This is a genomic window from Geodermatophilus sp. SYSU D01036 (assembly GCF_054050435.1).
Genome location: NZ_JBJGZJ010000002.1, coordinates 1 through 15,158 on the forward strand (window position 1 = coordinate 1; position 15,158 = coordinate 15,158).

Genomic DNA, 15,158 nt, shown 5'->3' on the forward strand with positions numbered 1-15,158 from the left:
CCCGCCACCGCTGCAGCGGTGGCGGGCCCCTCGGCGTCCGGAGAACTCCTCTTCCGGTGAGCAGTCGGCCCCGCTGCAGGGGCCCGCCGCGAGCTCGCGAGCGGTGGGGGGCAGCGGGTCCTTCGACTACAGCGGGATGTTGCCGTGCGCCCCGCGGCCGGCCGGGGCGGCGGCGAGGGCCTCCACCAGGCGGCGCCGGGTGCGGGAGGGCTCCACCACCTCGTCGACGACGCCGATCTCCAGCGCCCGGTTCACCCCGCCGGCGATCCGCTCGTGCTCGGCGGCCAGCTGCGCGTGCAGCGCCTCCCGCTCGGTCGGCGGCACGGCGGCCAGCTTCTTGCGGTGCAGGATGCCGACGGCGGCCTTGGCGCCCATGACCGCGACCTCGGCGCCGGGCCAGGCGAACACGGCGGTGGCGCCCAGCGAGCGGGAGTTCATCGCGATGTAGGCCCCGCCGTAGGACTTGCGGGTCACCAGCGTCACCCGCGGCACGACCGCCTCGGCGAAGGCGTGCAGCAGCTTCGCGCCGCGCCGCACCACGCCGTCCCACTCCTGACCCACACCGGGCAGGTAGCCGGGGACGTCGACCAGCACCACCAGCGGCACGCCGAAGGCGTCGCACATCCGCACGAAGCGGGCCGCCTTCTCCGCCGACGCCGAGTCCAGGCAGCCGCCCAGCCGCAGCGGGTTGTTGGCGATCACGCCGACCGTCCGCCCGTTGAGCCGGCCCAGCGTGGTGACGATGTTCGGCGCCCAGCGCGGGTGCAGCTCCAGCCCGGGCCCGTCGAGCACGGCGGCCACCAGCGGCTTGACGTCGTAGGCCCGCTGCGGCTGCTCGGGCAGCAGGGAGCGCAGGTCGACGTCGGGGGCGTCCGCCGCGGGGGCGAAGGAGCCCTGCGCGGCGAACAGGTCGACCGCCTGCCGGGCGGTCTCCAGCGCCGCCGCCTCGGACTCGGTGACCACGTGCACGACGCCGCTGCGCCGGCCGTGGGTGTCCGGGCCGCCGAGGCGCTCCATGTCGACGTCCTCGCCGGTGACCGAGCGGACGACGTCGGGACCCGTGACGAACACCCGCCCGGCCGGCCCCATGATCACCAGGTCGGTGAGCGCCGGCCCGTACGCGGCGCCGCCGGCCGCCGGGCCGAGCACGACCGAGACCTGCGGCACCCGGCCCGAGGCGCGCACCATCGCGGCGAACACCTCACCGACGGCGTGCAGCGCGGTCACGCCCTCGGCCAGGCGGGCGCCGCCGGAGTGCCAGATGCCGACCACCGGCACGCGCTCGCGCAGCGCGGTGTCGATGGCGTCGACGATGTGCCGGCAGCCGTCGATCCCCATCGCGCCGCCCATCACCGTGGCGTCGGTGCAGAAGGCGACGGCGGGGCTGCCGGCCACCGTCCCGCGCGCGGCCATGACGCCCGAGGTGTCGCGGGGGGCGAGCGGGGCCACCGACCCGGCGTCGAAGAAGCGGGCGAGGCGGTCCTCGGGGTCGCGCGGGTCGGGGCTGGGCAGCGTCGGGACGGCGTGGACGGTGGTCACCGGACCTCCAGGGGCGGGCCTTGAGTGCGGGGCCGGCCCGGGGGCCGGGCGGGGCGGGTCACGCGGTCGTGAAGACCAGCGCGATGTTGTGGCCGCCGAAGCCGAACGAGTCGTTGACCGCGGCGGTGAGGGACGCCTGGCGCGGCTCGCGGCGGACGATGTCGAGGGCCTGCACGGCGGCGTCGTCGTCGGGGTCGTCGAGGTTCGCCGTCGCGGGGACGACCTGCTCGCGCAGCGCGAGGACGGTGAACACCGACTCCAGGGCGCCGGCGGCGCCGAGCAGGTGGCCGGTCTGGCTCTTGGTCGCGGTGACCAGGGCGTGGTCGCCGACGGCGCTGCGGATCGCGGCGGCCTCGGCGGTGTCACCGACCGGCGTCGAGGTGGCGTGCGCGTTGACGTGGCCGACGTCGGCGGGGTCGATGCCGGCGTCGCGCAGCGCGGCGCCGATCGCGCGGGCGGCGCCCTCGCCCTCCGGGTGCGGGGCGACCAGGTCGTAGCCGTCGGCGGTGGCGCCGGCGCCGGCCAGCCGGGCGTGCACCCGGGCGCCGCGGGCCTTCGCCGAGCCCGCGCGCTCGAGGACCAGCGCGGCCGCGCCCTCGCCCAGCACGAACCCGTCGCGGCCCTTGTCGAACGGCCGGGAGGCGCGCTCGGGCTCGTCGTTGCGGGTGCTCATCGCCCGCATCGCGGCGAACCCGGCCATCGGCAGCGGGTGCACGACGGCCTCGGCGCCGCCGACCAGGACGACGTCGGCGCGGTCGAAGCGCAGCAGGTCCAGGCCCCAGCGGATCGCCTCCGCGCCGGAGGCGCAGGCGCTGACCGGGGCGTGCACGCCGCCGCGGGCGCCGATGGCCAGCCCCACGGCCGCGGCCGGGCCGTTGGGCATGAGCATCGGGATGGTGAAGGGGGAGACCCGCTTGGGGCCCTTCTCCTCCAGGACGTCGTCCTGGCCGAGCAGGGTCAGCGCCCCGCCGATGCCGGTGCCGAAGACGACGGCGATGCGCTCGGGCGCGACCCCGGCGTCGGCGGCGCCGGACTCGGCCCAGGCCTGCTCGGCGGCGATGACGGCGACCTGCTGGCTGCGGTCGAGCCGGCGCGCGCGGACCCGGTCGAGCTGCTGGACGGGGTCGGTGGCCAGGGTCGCGGCGAGCTGGGCGGGGAACTCCTTGACCCAGTCGTCGTCGAGGCGGCGGACCCCCGACCGTCCGGCCAGCAGCGCGTCCCAGGTGCTGGCGACGTCGCCACCGAGCGGCGTGGTGGCTCCGAGGCCGGTGACGACGACGTCGTCGTGCGTGCTCATGACGGGTCCTCTCCTGGGGGCGTGCGGGCGCGGGCGGCCGGGGACCCGGCTCAGCCCTGGTTCTTCTGGATGTAGCTGATGGCGTCGCCGACGGTCTTGATGTTGCCGAGCTCGTCGTCGGGGATGGCCACGCCGAACTTGTCCTCGACGGCGGTGGCGATCTCGACCATCGACAGGGAGTCGACGTCGAGGTCCTCGGTGAACGACTTCTCCGGGGTGGCGTCGGCGGGGGCGACCCCGGCGACCTCCTCCAGGATCTCGGCCAGACCTGCCTGGATGTCCTCGCTCACGCGGGGGTCCTCTCTCTCGGTGGGGGCGGGCACTGCCCGCCGTCGGGCCCGGACGTCCCGGGTGTCTGGGGTGCCGCTCAGGGCAGGACGAGCACCTGGCCGGCGAAGGTGAGGCCGGCGCCGTACCCGAGGACGAGCGCGAGGTCACCGCTCCTGGCCTCGCCGGACTCCATCAGCGCGGTGAGGGCCAGCGGGATCGACGCCGCGGAGGTGTTGCCGGCCTGGACGATGTCGCGGGCGACCACGGTCTCCTTGCCGAACCCGAGCCGCCGGGTCATCGACTCGACGATGCGCAGGTTGGCCTGGTGCGGGGCGAACACGTCGATGTCCTCGGGCCCGACGCCGGCGGACTCCATCGCCTGGATGAGGGTGTCGGTGAGCCGGGTGGTGGCCCAGCGGTAGACCGCCTGACCGGCCATGGAGATGCCCTTGGAGCCCGCGACGATCTCGATCGCGGAGAACTGGTCGCCGTCGCTGCCCCACGCCACCGGGCCGATGCCCGGCTCGTCGGAGGCGCCGACCACGGCCGCGCCGGCGCCGTCGGCGAAGATCACCGCGGTGGAGCGGTCGGTCTGGTCGACGACGTCGGTGAGCCGCTCGACGCCGACCACCAGCGCGTTGCGCGCCGAGCCCGCGCGGATGGCCGCGGAGGCCATCTCGACCGAGTAGCAGAAGCCGGCGCACCCGGCGTTGAGGTCGAACGCGCCGGGGCGGGGGATGCCGAGGCGGTGGGCGACCTGCGGGCCGATGCCGGGGATCGGCTCCTTGAGGCTGGCGCTGGCGAGGATCACCAGGTCCACCTCGTCGGGCGCCAGGCCGCTGGCGGCCAGCGCCTTGCCGCCGGCGGCGACGGCCATCTCCTGCAGGGTCTCGTCCTCCGAGGCCCAGCGGCGCTCGGCGATGCCGACGCGGGTCTGGATCCACTCGTCGTTGGTGTCCATCACCTGGGCGAGCTCGTCGTTGGTGACGCGCCGGCGGGGCCGGTAGCCGCCGAGGCCCAGGATGCGCGCCCCGGGGGCGCCCTTCGGCAGTCGGATGCTCACGCGGGGACCTCCGGGTAGAGACGGGCGAGCGGGTCGCCGGCGTCGACGAGGTCGCCGTCGTGGACGAGCCACTCGGCGAGGACGCCGTCGTACCCGGCCGAGACCTTGACCTCCTCGCGGCGGCTGCGCACGCAGCCGAGCGGGGTGCCGGCGGGCAGGTGGGTGCCCTCGGGGACGTCGGCGGGGCTGACCGTGCCGCGGACGGGGGAGACGACGACCCGCCAGTCGGGCTGGTGCTCGGCCTCGGGCCGGCCGCGGGCGGCGTCGATGAGGGCGCGGGCGCGGTCGAGGTCGCCGGGGCCGGCCAGCGCCAGCACCTCGACGTCGGCGCCCTTCCACTCGCGCTTGGCCAGGCCCGCCAGGGCGCCCGCCGGCGGCAGCTCGATGGCCGCGGTGACGCCGAGCTCGCGCAGGGTGGCCAGGCACGCGTCGAAGCGCACGGGGCTGGTGACCTGGCTGACCAGGCGGGACAGCGCCTCGGCGCCGGAGTCGACGGCGGCGCCGTCGGCGTTGGACAGCAGCAGCCGGCTCGGGTCGGCCGGGCGCAGGCCGCCGACCAGGCCCTCGAGCTCCTCGCGGGCCGGGCCCATGTACGAGGTGTGGAACGCGCCGGCCACCGACAGCGGCATCACCCGCGCCTTCGCCGGCGGCTCGGCCTTGAGCGCGGCCAGCCCGTCGAGCGGACCGGCGACGACGACCTGGCCGCCGCCGTTGAGGTTGGCCGCGACCAGCCCGTGCCGCTCGAGCGCCTTCTCCAGCTCGTCGGGGTCGGCGCCCAGGACGGCGGACATGCCGGTCGGGGTGAGCCCGCAGGCGCGGGCCATCGCGCGGCCGCGGACGGCGGTCAGCGCGATCGCCGCCTCGACCGACAGCACGCCGGCCAGCGCGGCCGCGGTGAGCTCGCCGACGCTGTGCCCGGCGATGACGACGTCGCGGCCGGTCTGCGGCGAGTGCGCGACCGGGCCGGGCAGGCCGCCGAGCTCGCGGGCGACGAACAGGCTCATCGCGACGACGAGCGGCTGGGTGACCGCGGTGTCGCGGATGGCCTCGGCGTCGCCGGTGGTACCGAGGGTCAGCAGGTCGGCGTCGGCGATCGCCCCGGCCCAGCGGAAGAAGGACTCGGCGCCGGGGAGCTCCAACCAGGGGGCGAGCATCCCGGGCTTCTGCGCACCCTGCCCGGGTGCGAGGACGGCCAACACCTCCTCACCGTCTCATTGGTCACGGTCTCCCGCGCGCTCGGCCGGCACGAAAGGTCACCGCTGCTGTTTGGAGGGTTCCCACAACGACGGAGCCCGGACGGGCCGTCGCGACGCCCATCCGTGGTGGGGACCACACGGAGGCCGGTGCACTTCCGCGGAGATGCCCGGTGCACTTCCGCAGAAGTGCCCGGTCCCGTCAGTGCCAGAGGGAGCGCTCGCCGCCCAGGTCGGCCAGCGCGAGCGCGACCTGCAGCGTCCAGGCGCCGCGCGGGTCGGTGGCCACCTGCCCGGTCACCTCGGCGGCCCGCTTGAGCCGGTACCGGACGGTGTTGGGGTGCACGAACAGCGCCCGCGCGGTGGCCTCCAGGTTGCCGCCGCCGGCCAGCACCGCGCGCACCGTCTCCAGCAGGTCGCCGCCGGCGGTGCGCAGCGGCAGCACCACCCGCTCCGTGAGCGCCGCGCGGGCCAGCGGGTCGCCGTCGAGGGCCCGCTCGGGCAGCAGCGCGTCGGCGGTCACCGGCCGCGGCGCCCCGGGCCAGGCCCGCGCGGCCCGGAGCCCGGCCAGCGCCGCCGCGGCCGACCCGCCGGCCGCGCTGAGCCGGTCGACGACCGGGCCGAGGACCACCGGGCCCGGCCCGAACTCCTCGGCGACCCGCTCGGCCGCCGACCGCAGGTCCTCGGCGCCGCCCAGCACCACCACCAGCTGCTCGGCGTGCACGCCGACGAGCACCTCGCAGCGGTGCGAGCGGGCGGCGCGGCGGACGTCGGCGTGCGTGTCGCCCTCGGCGGGGGCGACCCCGACCAGCACGGCCACCGGGCCGGTGCCGTCCCAGCCGAGCGCGGAGGCCCGGCCGGGCAGCTCCTCGGAGCGCTCGCCGCGGACCAGCGCGTCGACGACCAGCGCCTCCAGCCGGGCGTCCCAGGCGCCGCGGTTCTCGGCGAAGCTCGCGTAGACGTGCGCGGTGGCGAAGGCGACCTCGCGGCTGAACAGCAGCACGGCCATGCGCAGCGCGTCGGCGTCGCCGGGCTCGGCCACCGACTCGACGTGGTCGTCCATCACCTGGACGGTGAGCTCCACCAGGTCGACGGTCTGCTTGAGCGGCACGGCGCGGACCAGGTCGCGCGGCGCGGCGCCGAACACCTCGCCGGTGAGCCGGGGCGGCCGGTCGGGGGAGCGGCACCACTCGACCAGCGAGGCAATGCCGGCCTGCGCGACGAGCATGACCCACGAGCGCTGGTCGGCCGGCATGGTGCGGAACCAGGGGAGGTCCTCGTCCATGCGGGCGACGGCGCGGGTGGCGATGGCCCCGGAGGCGCGCTCCAGCCGCCGCAGCGTCGCCGCCGTCGGCGGGCGGTCGATCACCCGGTGGGCCACGCGGCCAGCGTGTCACGGTCCGTCGCGTCGGGGAGAGTGGGGGAGTGACCGCCCCGACCACCGCCCCCGCGCGGGCCCGCCGCCGGGTGCTCCGGACGATCGGAGGCGGTCTCGCCGTCCTCGCCGTGCTCGGGGCCGGGGTGGCGGCCCGCTTCGGCCCGCAGGTGCGCCTCGACGACGCGGTGAGCCGCGGGCTGTACGCCGGCGACGACCGCTCGGCGCCGGTGAGCGCGCTGCTGGAGACCCTCACCACCCCGGGCGTCACCTGGTTCCGCGTGCTGGTGTTCCTGCCGGTGCTGGTCTGGCTGGTCCGCCGCCGCGCGTGGCGCACCGTGCTGTGGGTCGTCGTCGCGGTCACCGCGGTCGGGCCGCTCACCACCGGCCTCAAGGACCTGGTCGGGCGCGCCCGCCCGGCGTTCGAGAACGGCGGCCTGGTGTACGAGGGGCTGAGCTACCCGAGCGGGCACTCCTCGGGCGTCGCCACGCTGGTCACCGTCGCGCTGGTGCTGGCCTGGCCGCGGCTGACCGCGCCCGGCCGCCGCGCCGCCGTCGCCGCGGGGGTCGCGCTCGCGGTCCTGGTCGGGCTGACCCGCGTGTGGCTGGGCGTGCACTACCCGTCCGACGTCGTCGGCGGGCTGTGCCTGGGCACGGCGTGGTCGCTGCTGGCCGCCCTGGTCGCCGGCGGGCTGCCCGGCGGTCCGGCGGCGCTGCCCGGGCGGGACGCGGCGCCGTGACCGGCGTCGAGGGCGCCGTGCTGCTCGAGCCGGGCGACGGCTCGCTCGGCCCGCTGCTGCGGGTCACCGACGACCGGCTGCCGCCCGGTGCCGGATACGGCGTGCACGCCCACCGCGCCGTCGACGTCGTCGCGGTGGTGCTGGCCGGCTCGCTGACCCACCGGTGGGGCGGGGACGCCCCGCTGGCCGCCGGCGACGTCGGCGTGCTGCGGGCGGGCACCGGGCTGGACCACGACGAGGTCGCCGGACCCGACGGCGCCCGGGTGCTGCAGGCCCACCTGCGCGCGGCCGACCCGGGCGCGGCCCCGGCGCACGAGGTCGTGCGCGCCCCCGCGGGCTGGGTCGACCTCGGCCGGACCGACGCCCGGCTGTGGCTGGGGCCCGACGGCCCCGACGTCCCCGACGGTGTCGTGCTGCGCCCCGGCGGCGGGGTCGCCGTCGTGTGGCGGGTCGACCCCGCCCGCCCCGCCTGGGCGACCTGACCCGGGGACCCTCCCCGCGCGGAGGAGGGCCCCCGGCCGCCGGTCCGGTCAGCAGACGTCCGGCGGGACGCTGGACCCGCAGGTGTTGCCCGCGAAGTCCACCGCCCCGACGTCTAGCAGGAACGGGCTGACCTCCGGGGAGCTCAGCAGCACGTCGACCGGGGCGTTCCCGGTGATCCCGTTCTCCTCGACGACGATGCCCTCCGCGGGGCCCGGGTCGGTGCCCGCCGCGTTGTTGAACGGCGGCAGCGTCACCAGCACGAGCCCGCCGGCGGGGAACTGCAGCGAGGCGGCGTCGACCGAGGGCGCGTTGCCGTGCACCTCGTTGTTCCGCACGCCCACCGAGTCGGCGTTCACGATCCCGATCCCGGTGCCGGACACCCGCAGCGACGCCTGCACCTCGCCCACGCCGGCGAGGCAGAACCGGTCGTTTCCGGACACCTCGTTCCACCGCAGCTGCCAGTCCCCGCCCTCGACCCGGCGGCCGGCCTCGGGGATCTCGGTGGCCGCGTCGTCGAAGACCAGCACGCCGACGCAGTTGCCGGACACGTAGTTGTGCCGGATGGCCCCGCCGCGCGACTCCCGGGCGAAGACCCCGATGTTGTAGCCCTGCACGTCGTTGGCGACGACGTCGGCGTAGGACTCGTCGGAGTCGGTGACCCCGATCCCGGCGGTGCCGCTGTTGGGTGCCGCGGGCGTCCCGCGGTCGACGCCCTCCAGGATGTTCCGGGTGATCCGGGTGTGGGTCGAGTCCGCGGCGAGGATGCCGTAGCGCTCGTGCCCGTGCGCCCGGGTCTTGGCGACCCGGAAGCCGTCGGCGCCCCAGGCGGCGATGCCGTTGGCCGGGTGGTCGTGGGTGGACAGGTGGCCGACCCGGACCGGGCCGTCGGGGTCGAGGAAGAACAGCCCCGAGACGTCGTCCCGCAGCGTGGCGGGGTCGCTCTCGGGGTCGGCCGCGTTCTGCGCCTCCCAGCACGGGGTGGACGCGACCTCGGGCAGCTGGTCCGGGGTGGTCCACTCCGGCCAGACGATCCGCGTGCCGTCGTCGCCGCGGCCGGCCCCGACGATCGTCAGGCCCTTGCCGTCGACGCAGACGGCCTCCTCCCAGGTGCCCGCCTCGATGCGGATCGTGTCTCCCGACGCGGCCCGGTCGACGGCGGCCTGGATGGACTCGCCCGGGTGCACCACCCAGGTGTCGGCCCCTCCCGACGAGCCGCCGCCGTCGGCCGCCGCCGCGCCGGCCGGGAGGGCGGCGAGGACGAGGACGGCCGACGCAGTGACCGTGAGCCCGCGGGCCGGGCCCGACGGTCGGGGACGCCCCGCTGGTCTGGAGTGCTGCATGTGTCCTCCTGGTCGCGACTCGCGCTCGGGGACCCGGCGCGTGCCACGACCATGGGGACGATGTGACGGAAGAGTCCGGCGACACGACCGAGGCGGCCGTGACCTCATACCCGGGTCGTGCTCCCGGCTCCGACCTCCGTCGCGGACCGGGGAGCGACCTCAGGCGGAGTCGCGCACCACGAGCCGGGTGGCGCAGACCCGCGCCTCCACCTCGGCGTGTCCCTCGACCTGGCGCAGCAGCAGGTCGGTCATGTGCCGGGTCATCTCGCCCAGCGGCTGGGCGACCGTGGTCAGCGGCGGGTCGGTGGTGGCGGCCACCGGGGCGTCGTCGAAGCCGACGACGGCGACGTCGCCGGGCACCGAGCGCCCGGCCTCCCGCAGCGCCCGCAGCGCCCCCGCCGCCATCGGGTCGGAGGCGACGAACACGCCGTCGAGGTCGGGGGCTCGCTCGAGCAGCGCGGCCATCGCGCGGTGGCCGCCGGGCTCGGTGAAGTCGCCCGCGACGACCAGCACGGGGTCGAACCCGACACCCGCGGCGTCCAGCGCGGCGCGGTAGCCGGCGTAGCGGTCGAGGCCCGCGATCATGTCCTGCGGGCCGGCCACGGTGGCCACCCGCCGCCGGCCCGAGGCGAGCAGGTGCTCGGTGGCGGCGCGCGCCCCGCCGGCGTTGTCGGCGTCGACGTAGCAGACCTCGCGGCCGTCCGGCGGGCGGCCGGAGAGCACCAGCGGCACGCCGGCGTCGGCGAGCACGCCGGGCAGCGTGTCGTCGCGGTGCGGGGACACGAGGATGACGCCGTCGACGTGCCCCTGGCGCACGTACCGGCCGACCTTCTCCTGCTCGCGCCCGCCCCGGGCGGCCAGCAGGACGAGGTTCATCTCGGTGTCGGCCAGCGCCCCGGACAGCTCCCGCACGATCCGGGCGAAGAACGGGTCGCTGAAGACCTGGACGTTGGACTCCGAGAGCACCAGCGCGATCGTGTCGGTGCGCCGGGTGACCAGGCTGCGGGCCGCCGGGTTGGGCACGTACCGCAGCTGCGCGACGGCCTCCTCGACCGCGCGCCGGGCCTCCGGGCGCACCTTCGGCGAGCCGTTGACCACGCGCGACACCGTCGCGCGGGACACCCCCGCGAGCTGCGCGACCTCGTCGAGGGTGGGCGAGGCCCCGCGACCAGCGACCGTCGTCACGTGACCTCCTCCGTCGTCGTGGGGCTCCATGGTGCACGCCCGGAGATCCCGACGGTTCGTGAGAGCGCTCTCTTGACACGTGAGTGTGACACCCACCACTCTGCTCCCACCGCTCGTGAGAGCGCTTTCACGGACGTCACCGCAGCCCGGACGCAGCCGTTCGGGAACCGATCCAGGAGGACCGATGACCGTTCCCCCGAGACGCAGGGCGGCGCTGGGTGCCGCGCTGGTCGCGTCGCTGCTCGCCGCCGGCTGTGGGGGCTCCGGCTCCGACGACGACGGCACGATCACCCTCGACCTGGGCCTGTTCGGGACCTTCGGGTTCCAGGAGGCCGGGCTCTACGACGAGTACATGGAGCTGCACCCGGAGATCCGGATCGAGGAGGAGTCGGTCGAGCGGTCGGCCGACTACTACCGGGCGCTGCAGACCCGGCTCGCGGCGGGCTCCGGCCTCGCCGACGTCCAGGGCATCGAGATCGGCTTCGTCGCCGACGTCGTCGAGAACCACGCCGACGCGTTCGTCGACTTCGCCGCGGAGGGCGACGCCGACGAGGTCCTCGGCCACTTCTACGACTGGAAGGTCGAGGAGGCCACCACCTCCGACGGCCGGGTGATCGGCCTGGGCACCGACGCCGGCCCCGAGGCCATGTGCTTCCGCCGCGACCTGTTCGAGCAGGCCGGCCTGCCCACCGACCGCGCCGAGCTCGCCTCGCTGTGGTCGACCTGGGAGGGCTACCTCGAGCTCGGCCGGCAGTACGAGGCCTCGCCGACCAAGCCGGAGGGCAGCTCGTTCGTCGACAGCCCGGCGAGCGTCTTCTCCGCGGCCGTCTACCAGGGCGAGACCGCGTACAACGACGCGGACGGCAACCCGATCCCCGACTCCAGCGACGGCGTCACCACGGCGTGGCAGAACGCCAGCGTGGCGGCCGCGGAGCGGATGACCGCCAACCTCATCCAGTTCGGCGACGAGTGGAACTCCGCCTTCGCCAACGGCGCGTTCGCCACCATCTCCTGCCCGGCCTGGATGCTCGGCTACATCAGCGGGCAGGCCGGCGAGGAGGCCGCGGGCACCTGGGACGTCGCGCCGCTGCCCGGCGGTGCCGGCAACTGGGGCGGCTCCTGGCTCGGCGTCACCGAGTCCAGCGAGCACAAGGAAGAAGCGATCGCCCTCGTCGAGTGGCTGACCGCGCCCGAGCAGCAGGTCAAGATGTTCACCCGCGAGGCGCACTTCCCGTCCAGCCAGGAGGCGGCGGAGGACCCGCAGGTGTCCGACGCGACCAACGACTACTTCAGCGGCGCGCCGGTCGGGCAGATCTTCGGGGAGTCGGCGGCGGCGCTGCGGTTCACGCCGATCGGTCCCTACGACACCCAGATCCAGGAGGCGTTCACCAACGCCCTGAGCACGGTCGCCGAGGGGACCTCCCCCGACGACGCCTTCCAGGCGGCCCTCGACGAGATCGAACAGGTCGTCGGCGGCTGACAGACCCCGGCCGGCGCCGGGGCGAGTCCACCCGCCCCGGCGCCGGCCGGTTCCACCCCCTCGTGGGGACCCTGCTCGTGAACTCCCCGGAAGGCCCGGCATGACCATCGCCAGCGACGACCCCCGGGTCGCGGCGGCCGCCGCACCGGCCCCACCCAGCCCGCCCGTCCGCGCCGCGGCCGGCCGGCGCCGGTCCCGGCTCACCCGCAACCGCTGGGGCTACGCCTACGTCGCCCCGTTCTTCGTCCTCTTCGCCGCCTTCAGCCTCTACCCGTTCCTCTACACCGCCTGGATCTCGCTGCACGAGGTGCGGCTGTCCGACATCGACGGCGCCGAGTTCGTCGGCCTGGGGAACTACACCGAGCTGCTGCAGAACGAGTTCTTCTGGAACGCCGCGCGGAACACCCTCACCATCGGCATCCTCTCGACGGTGCCCCAGCTCGCCATGGCCCTGGGCCTGGCGCACCTGCTGAACTACAGGCTGCGCGGGCGGACCTTCTTCCGGGTCGCGATGCTCATGCCCTACGCCACCAGCATCGCCGCGGCCACGCTGGTGTTCGCCCAGCTGTTCGGCCACGACTACGGGCTGATCAACGCCGGCCTCGAGGCGGTCGGGTTCGACCGGGTCGACTGGGAGAGCGGGACCTGGACCAGCCAGATCGCCATCTCGGTGATCGTCACCTGGCGCTGGACCGGCTACAACGCGCTGATCTACCTGGCCGCCATGCAGGCCATCCCGAACGACCTGTACGAGGCCGCCACCATCGACGGCGCCAGCCGCTGGAAGCAGTTCCTCCACGTGACCGTCCCGTCGCTGCGGCCGACGATCCTGTTCACGATCGTGGTCTCCACGATCGGCGCGGTGCAGCTGTTCGGCGAGCCGCTGCTGTTCAGCGGCAACGGCATGACCAGCGGCGGGGTCTCCAACCAGTACCAGACCCTCGGCCTGCTGATGTACGACCAGGGCTGGACCAACTTCCGCCTCGGTCAGGCCGCGGCCACCGCCTGGACCATGTTCCTGATCATCCTCGTCGTCGTCGGCCTCTACGGGCTCCTCGCCCGCCGGCGCGCCCGGGCCGAGCGGTAGGAGCCCTCATGACCACCCTCGAGTCCGCACCGGAGCAGGCCGTGTCCGCCCCGGCTCCCGCCCCCGCCGGGCACCGCCGCCGGGCCCGGAAGGTGACCTCCGCCGGGCCGGTGACCCACGTGCTGCTCGGCCTCACCGCGCTGCTGTCGGTCTTCCCGCTGTACTGGACGGCGGTCGCCGCGTCGAAGACCAACGCCGAGCTCGCCGGCACCCCGCCGCCGTTCCTCCCCGACGCCGACCTGTTCACCAACATCGGCCGGGCCATGGACGAGGCGCCGATCGGCCTGGCGATCGTCAACTCCGTGATCGTCGCCGGCTGCATCACCGTGGGCACCGTCCTGTGCAGCACGCTGGCCGGCTTCGCCTTCGCCAAGCTGCGCTTCCGCGGCAACAAGACGCTGCTGGCGCTGGTCGTCGGCACGATGATGGTGCCGACCCAGCTGGCGATCATCCCGCTGTTCATCCTCGTCGCCCAGCTGCAGTGGGTCGACCACCTGCAGGCGGTCGTGCTGCCCACGCTGGTCAGCGCGTTCGGCGTCTTCTTCATGCGGCAGTTCCTGTCCCAGGCGCTGCCCGACGAGCTGCTCGAGGCCGCCCGCGTCGACGGCGCCTCGACGCTGCGGACCTTCTGGTCCGTCGTCGTCCCGGTCGCCCGCCCCGCCATGGCGGTGCTGGCGATGCTGACCTTCCTCACCGCCTGGAACGACTTCTTCTGGCCGATCATCGCCCTCACCACGGAGAACCCGACGGTGCAGGTCGCGCTGGCCGGTCTCGGCGGCGGCTACGTCCCCGACACCGCGGTGATCATGGCCGGCACCCTCGTCGGGACCCTGCCGGTGCTCGTCGTCTTCGTCGTCCTCGGCAAGCAGATCGTCGGCGGCATCATGCAGGGCGCGGTGAAGGGATGAGGCGCCCGTCCACCCCCGTTCCCTCCTCCCCGAGAGGCGCCTGAGCCATGGCCACCGTCACCTTCGACTCCGCCACCCGCATCTACCCGAAGGCCGACCGGCCCGCCGTGGACGGCCTGGACCTGGAGATCGGCGACGGCGAGTTCCTCGTCCTCGTCGGCCCCTCGGGCTGCGGCAAGTCCACCTCGCTGCGCATGCTCGCCGGCCTGGAGGAGATCGACGCCGGCAGCATCCGCATCGGCGAGCGCGACGTCACCGACGCCCCGCCCAAGGACCGCGACATCGCGATGGTCTTCCAGAACTACGCGCTCTACCCGCACATGACCGTCGAGCAGAACATGGGCTTCGCGCTCAAGATCGCCGGCGTCCCGAAGGACGAGATCGGCCGGCGGGTGGCCGAGGCGGCGAGGATCCTCGACCTGGAGGACTACCTGCGCCGGCGGCCGAAGGCGCTGTCCGGCGGCCAGCGGCAGCGGGTGGCCATGGGCCGGGCGATCGTGCGCAACCCCCAGGTGTTCCTCATGGACGAGCCGCTGTCCAACCTCGACGCGAAGCTGCGGGTGCAGACGCGCACCCAGATCGCCGCCCTGCAGCGGCGGCTGGCCGTCACCACCGTCTACGTCACCCACGACCAGGTCGAGGCGATGACGATGGGCGACCGCGTGGCGGTGCTGCGCGACGGCGTCCTGCAGCAGTGCGACACCCCCGGCGCCCTCTACGACCGCCCGGCCAACACCTTCGTCGCCGGCTTCATCGGCTCGCCGGCGATGAACGTCGTCACCGGGCCCGCGGTCGACGGCGGCGTCCGGCTCGCCGGCGCGGTGCTGCCGGTGCCGCGGGACCTGCTCGACCGGGCCGCCGCCGGCACCGGGAAGGTCACCGTCGGCTTCCGCCCCGAGGCGCTGGAGACCGCTGCGCCCGGGAACGGAGGGCCCGGCGGGGGCGTGCCCGTGGTGGTCAACGTCGTCGAGCAGCTGGGCTCGGACGCCTACCTCTACGCCACCCTCGGCGCCTCCGGCGACGGCGACGTCCTGCACACCGCAGACGTCGTCGTCCGCACCGAGCCGCGCTCGGCCCCGGCGGTGGGGGAGACGGTGCACCTGCGGGTCCGCGAGGGCGGCCTGCACGTCTTCGACCCCGTGACGCAGCAGCGCGTCGGCTGAGCCCTACCGTCCTCCCCGTCGGCGGCCCCCGCAGC

The 15,158-nt window shown here is 75.4% G+C and carries 14 protein-coding genes; 6 read left to right on the forward strand and 8 right to left on the reverse strand.

Annotated elements, in window-relative coordinates:
* Nucleotides 1-126: 126 nt before the first annotated feature.
* From ACI8AR_RS02435 to ACI8AR_RS02460, 6 genes are all read right to left on the reverse strand, one after another.
* Nucleotides 127-1,539, reverse strand: a complete 1,413-nt coding sequence (locus ACI8AR_RS02435) for an acyl-CoA carboxylase subunit beta (RefSeq protein ID WP_457049562.1) — start codon at nucleotides 1,537-1,539, stop codon at nucleotides 127-129.
* A 58-nt stretch (nucleotides 1,540-1,597) separates the two neighbouring features.
* Entirely contained in the window at nucleotides 1,598-2,836 is a 1,239-nt protein-coding gene (locus tag ACI8AR_RS02440; protein WP_457049563.1) for a beta-ketoacyl-[acyl-carrier-protein] synthase family protein, read from the reverse strand.
* Between the two features lie 50 nt (nucleotides 2,837-2,886).
* A complete protein-coding gene (locus tag ACI8AR_RS02445) occupies nucleotides 2,887-3,126 on the reverse strand; it encodes an acyl carrier protein (RefSeq protein WP_387984847.1) in 240 nt (79 codons plus the stop codon).
* A 77-nt stretch (nucleotides 3,127-3,203) separates the two neighbouring features.
* A complete protein-coding gene (locus ACI8AR_RS02450) occupies nucleotides 3,204-4,169 on the reverse strand; it encodes a beta-ketoacyl-ACP synthase III (protein ID WP_457049564.1) in 966 nt (321 codons plus the stop codon).
* Entirely contained in the window at nucleotides 4,166-5,368 is a 1,203-nt protein-coding gene (locus tag ACI8AR_RS02455; RefSeq protein WP_457049565.1) for an acyltransferase domain-containing protein, read from the reverse strand. Before ACI8AR_RS02455 ends, ACI8AR_RS02450 begins: the two co-directional genes overlap by 4 nt.
* 196 nt (nucleotides 5,369-5,564) lie before the next feature.
* Complete coding sequence (locus ACI8AR_RS02460) at nucleotides 5,565-6,743, reverse strand: PucR family transcriptional regulator (RefSeq protein WP_457049566.1); 1,179 nt, start codon at nucleotides 6,741-6,743, stop codon at nucleotides 5,565-5,567.
* Nucleotides 6,744-6,787: 44 nt separating this feature from the next.
* Here ACI8AR_RS02460 and ACI8AR_RS02465 point away from each other — a divergent pair, with 44 nt between their 5' ends.
* Together ACI8AR_RS02465 and ACI8AR_RS02470 are read left to right on the forward strand one after the other, a co-directional pair.
* A complete protein-coding gene (locus ACI8AR_RS02465; protein ID WP_457049567.1) occupies nucleotides 6,788-7,477 on the forward strand; it encodes a phosphatase PAP2 family protein in 690 nt (229 codons plus the stop codon).
* Complete coding sequence (locus ACI8AR_RS02470; protein WP_457049568.1) at nucleotides 7,474-7,959, forward strand: pirin family protein; 486 nt, start codon at nucleotides 7,474-7,476, stop codon at nucleotides 7,957-7,959. Before ACI8AR_RS02465 ends, ACI8AR_RS02470 begins: the two co-directional genes overlap by 4 nt.
* 48 nt (nucleotides 7,960-8,007) lie before the next feature.
* Here ACI8AR_RS02470 and ACI8AR_RS02475 read toward each other — a convergent pair whose 3' ends face one another.
* On the reverse strand, nucleotides 8,008-9,300 hold the full coding sequence (locus ACI8AR_RS02475; RefSeq protein WP_457049569.1) for a right-handed parallel beta-helix repeat-containing protein: 1,293 nt from the start codon (nucleotides 9,298-9,300) through the stop codon (nucleotides 8,008-8,010).
* A 159-nt stretch (nucleotides 9,301-9,459) separates the two neighbouring features.
* Complete coding sequence (locus ACI8AR_RS02480; protein ID WP_457049570.1) at nucleotides 9,460-10,485, reverse strand: LacI family DNA-binding transcriptional regulator; 1,026 nt, start codon at nucleotides 10,483-10,485, stop codon at nucleotides 9,460-9,462.
* 184 nt (nucleotides 10,486-10,669) lie between these two features.
* On the opposite strand from ACI8AR_RS02480, the gene ACI8AR_RS02485 reads away from it, so the two are divergent.
* The 4 genes from ACI8AR_RS02485 (at nucleotide 10,670) to ACI8AR_RS02500 (ending at nucleotide 15,123) form a co-directional block, all read left to right on the forward strand.
* Entirely contained in the window at nucleotides 10,670-11,965 is a 1,296-nt protein-coding gene (locus ACI8AR_RS02485) for an extracellular solute-binding protein (RefSeq protein WP_457049571.1), read from the forward strand.
* Between the two features lie 100 nt (nucleotides 11,966-12,065).
* The gene (locus tag ACI8AR_RS02490) at nucleotides 12,066-13,052 is read left to right on the forward strand and encodes a carbohydrate ABC transporter permease (RefSeq protein WP_457049572.1); all 987 of its coding nucleotides are present in this window, start codon (nucleotides 12,066-12,068) and stop codon (nucleotides 13,050-13,052) included.
* An 8-nt stretch (nucleotides 13,053-13,060) separates the two neighbouring features.
* On the forward strand, nucleotides 13,061-13,960 hold the full coding sequence (locus tag ACI8AR_RS02495; RefSeq protein WP_457049573.1) for a carbohydrate ABC transporter permease: 900 nt from the start codon (nucleotides 13,061-13,063) through the stop codon (nucleotides 13,958-13,960).
* Between the two features lie 47 nt (nucleotides 13,961-14,007).
* Complete coding sequence (locus ACI8AR_RS02500) at nucleotides 14,008-15,123, forward strand: ABC transporter ATP-binding protein (protein ID WP_457049574.1); 1,116 nt, start codon at nucleotides 14,008-14,010, stop codon at nucleotides 15,121-15,123.
* Nucleotides 15,124-15,158: the final 35 nt, after the last annotated feature.

Coding starts and splice junctions, on each gene's coding strand:
- ACI8AR_RS02440 (WP_457049563.1), bottom strand. CDS start 2,836: ATGAGCACGCACGACGACGTCGTCGTCACCGGCCTCGGAGCCACCACG.
- ACI8AR_RS02475 (WP_457049569.1), bottom strand. CDS start 9,300: ATGCAGCACTCCAGACCAGCGGGGCGTCCCCGACCGTCGGGCCCGGCC.
- ACI8AR_RS02485 (WP_457049571.1), top strand. CDS start 10,670: ATGACCGTTCCCCCGAGACGCAGGGCGGCGCTGGGTGCCGCGCTGGTC.
- ACI8AR_RS02490 (WP_457049572.1), top strand. CDS start 12,066: ATGACCATCGCCAGCGACGACCCCCGGGTCGCGGCGGCCGCCGCACCG.
- ACI8AR_RS02495 (WP_457049573.1), top strand. CDS start 13,061: ATGACCACCCTCGAGTCCGCACCGGAGCAGGCCGTGTCCGCCCCGGCT.
- ACI8AR_RS02500 (WP_457049574.1), top strand. CDS start 14,008: ATGGCCACCGTCACCTTCGACTCCGCCACCCGCATCTACCCGAAGGCC.